Source organism: Ideonella oryzae, from assembly GCF_024055665.1.
Lineage (GTDB): Bacteria > Pseudomonadota > Gammaproteobacteria > Burkholderiales > Burkholderiaceae_C > Ideonella > Ideonella oryzae.
The window spans coordinates 1-2,751 of the sequence record NZ_JAMXMC010000026.1; the positions used below are offsets into that span (position 1 = coordinate 1).

The 2,751-nt window shown below is 65.5% G+C and carries 2 protein-coding genes; both read right to left on the minus strand.

The genetic code is table 11. The features are described 5' to 3' along the window. Positions 1-372: 372 nt before the first annotated feature. Positions 373-2,049 carry an FAD-dependent oxidoreductase gene (locus M0L44_RS21910; protein ID WP_252772308.1) on the minus strand — a complete coding sequence of 559 codons (1,677 nt, stop codon included), beginning with the start codon at positions 2,047-2,049 and terminating at the stop codon, positions 373-375. Between the two features lie 445 nt (positions 2,050-2,494). Then, a partial coding sequence (locus tag M0L44_RS21915; protein ID WP_252772309.1) for a hypothetical protein occupies positions 2,495-2,751 on the minus strand: 257 nt, incomplete at its 5' end.

Genomic DNA, 2,751 nt, shown 5'->3' on the forward strand with positions numbered 1-2,751 from the left:
AATTGAACGCGTAGTTCAGTTGCCGGAAGCTGTCCAGGCTCGACGTGTTTGTCGTGCCCGTCGCATCAAACAGCACCGCCAGCGGCGCAACCCCCGTCACCCGCGACGCCGTCACCGTCGTCGCTCCTGTGCCCGACAGGACATGCAGCCCTGCTGTGACAGCTGAGCCGGTCCAGGCCAGGGCCAGGCAACAGGGGACGACTCTCCAGAGCCTCTGGCACCGCATTCCCATGGTCATGCCTGCGCCCCCCGCTCCTCGGTCAACCCGGCTCCCGATCATCCGCCGGGCCCCACTATGCTGCATTGCAGCAGGCTCTGGCAAGAGGCGGCATGTGCCGCGTCACCGCGCCCGGGGGGGCTCACCACCGCCCTTCAGGAAGACACCGCGCTGCGCTCCATCGCCGCGTCCCGCAGCGGCGCCGGCTCACCGGCCTGCCGAAAGGACCGGACCAGATGATCCGACAACCGCACTGCGAGCGCGACCAGATTGACGGTCGGATAGTTGGCCCCCACCGTCGGAAACACCGAACTGCCCGCCACATACAGGTTCTTGCAGTCATGCGCTCGGCAGTTGACATCCACCACCCCCTGCCGCGGGCTGCCGTGCATCCGTGTGGTGCCCATGTGGTGCCACGTCCCTTGCCGTTCCAGCGATGCCGGCCAGGGCTGACCGGACAGCGGGGGAGGCAACTCGGCACGACCCACGCCACGTGTCTGGAGGAAGTCGGCGAACAGCCGGTGGCCGGTATCGATCGTGTGCTTTTCCTGCTCCCCCATGCGCCACTCCACCTGGGCTCGCGGGATGCCCAGCGCATCGCGCGCCTCACCCAGCGTGACCCGGCTGTCCGGGTTGGGCACCGGTTCGGCCACACAGGCCAAATCCAGGTAGGGCGCGGGACTCAACCTGGGCACCACACGCCCGCCCACGAAGCGCAGCGATGTCAGGGGGGCAGCCATCACCGTCCGGATGTCCTGCAGCACGCTCTCGTCCCACGCGCGGTGCCCCAGACTTCTCTGCTTGGCACGAAAGAGCGCCTCGGCCTGCGGCGTGCCTTCGCCAGGAAAGACGGAACACAGCCACATCACGGAATTGGTCAGCCCCAGGCGCTCACGCACCTCCGGCGTGGGCATGACCTGGCCCGCCACTTTCGTCCCCGCAGCGGCCATATGCCGGTGGTGGTAGTTGAACTTGATGTCGTACAGCTTGCTGCGCTTCCAATCCCCATGCATGTGAAGCCGCCCCACCTGCACCCGGGGGTGGTCCATGAAGTAGCGCCCCACCAGGCCATTGCGGTTGGCCAAGCCCTCGGGGCGCTGAGGACTGCAGGCCAGCAGAAGCCGGGGGTTTTCGATCCCGCCGGCCGCCAGCACGAAACGCTCGGCCGAGACCGACAACTGCCGGCCGTTCAGACTGCGCGCCAACACCGACTCCAGCACATCCCCCTCCGGGGTGCTGTCGAAGCGAACCACATTGGCATGCAGGACAACGGTGATGAGACGGCTATCGCGCAATCGGCGACGATAGTCGCGCCCAAAGCGCACAGGTGGGCTGAAATGGGAGACGGCGTCCATCAATCCCGTGCCCGCCAAGGGAAAGCGCTGCACGTCGGGCCGACCGATGGCCGCCACCCAATGTGCGGGGTCGTAGTTCACGGGGCCCAGCTTCAGCCACTGGTGCGCTTTCTGGACATAGGACTGGAACTCGGCATACCCGATGGGCCATCCGCTGTGTGCCACCCATGAACGCCGCTCAAAGTCGGACGGCTCGAAGGCACGGCAGAACCCACCCCAGCAATTGCTGCTGCCGCCGAGGAAGCGGCTGCGGCAACCATCGCCGAACTGGTAGTCGATCTCGCCAGCGCTGGAACCTCGGTTCAGGTCTCGGGAGGCCTCTTCCACGTCCAGCCCGCCACTCTCCAGCACCACGCAAGCGATGCCGGCGGCCTCCAGCTCCATGGCGATCACCAGGCCTGCAGTCCCCCCTCCCACGATGCAGACATCTGACTGCAAGCGTTGTTCGGCATCCATGTGCCGCAAATCGAGCAACATCGTTACCGCTGATCCAGTGAATCGGATGTTCTTGTCAGAGCCCCAGGTCAAGCCGATGTCCGATGTCGTTCGGCAGGACCTTTATCAAAGAATACAGGTCCGCCCCGCACGCAGCCAGCCTTTCGGTCAACAGGTCGTGGTGCTAAGTTCACAGCGCCAGGGTTTGCGGCCGCCCCGTCCGACGGCCAACCGTGTCGTGACACCGCACACCTTGCCAGAAGAACACCGCCCTGGCGCCTTCGGTTCGGCAGGCGGCCCGGCCGTTGGGTGACATATTGCCATTGCGCGCCTTCTGCCTTGTTGTGTCACTTCCGCCGCAGGCCTGGCCCTCTCTCGCCTTCGCCAAAGGGTGCTGCAGCAGCACAAAGAAAAGCGGCTGCCATCGGCAGCCGCTGCGTGAAGGGGGCCGAGAAGAGACAACGCTCTTCTCGGCATACCCGCCGGATCAGTTCGAGTAGTAAGGACCCTTCCAGCTGGTCGGCAGGGCCGTGTCGTGACCCACGCCTTCCCAGAAGCTGCCACCGCTCTTCACCGTGTTGCTGCGGTAGGTCAGCTGCTTGCCGGCCAGGGTCAGATCCTGGCTTGTGTGGCTGTTGCGGATGAAGGTGTTGTTCTGGATCAGGACGTTGGTGACGCCTTCGGCCGAGGTGTCGTTCTGCGGGCAGATCGCCACCGTCCACTGGTTCGTGTCAGACGGGTCGC